The sequence below is a fragment of the Peptoniphilus rhinitidis 1-13 genome (genome assembly GCF_000246925.1).
Taxonomy (GTDB): domain Bacteria; phylum Bacillota; class Clostridia; order Tissierellales; family Peptoniphilaceae; genus Peptoniphilus_A; species Peptoniphilus_A lacydonensis.
The window spans coordinates 1-517 of sequence record NZ_BAEW01000043.1; the positions used below are offsets into that span (position 1 = coordinate 1).

The 517-nt window shown below is 32.9% G+C and carries 1 pseudogene; it reads left to right on the top strand.

Annotated features, from left to right (window positions below):
- Positions 1-153: 153 nt before the first annotated feature.
- Positions 154-517: pseudogene (locus RH95_RS09945) on the top strand (IS1182 family transposase); the annotation flags it as partial.

The window sequence follows — 517 nt, forward strand, 5'->3', positions numbered from 1 at the left end:
GAAGCCTATGCCAACAGATATAGTTTTTGTATGGCGAGGAAGTATAGAAAAGTGGCAAGAAAAATTAATAGAGAGGATAAAAGAAGAACTAGGATTAAGTAAAGTCTAATTCCATACCAAGTACTTTAAGCAGTAACAACAATCTTTAATCAATTGAGAAAATATTGCAAACAGAAAAAAATAAAATTTGTTTACGGAAAAGGAAAAAGAAAAACAAAAGAACAAAGGGACTATGAACTTTTAAAAGACTGGAAAGAAAAACTAGAAAGCTACAGGAAACATCTAGAAATAATGGGAGACTATAGAAATTCCTATTCAAAAACAGACCATGATGCAACCTTCATGAGAATGAAAGAAGACCACATGAAAAACGGCCAACTAAAACCAGCCTACAATATCCAATTAGCAAGTGCATCAGGCTTCATCATAGGAGAAAACATATCCCATCATCCAAGTGACATGTACACACTAAAACCATTCTTAAAAGACCTATTAGAAAATATCCAACACAGTACGT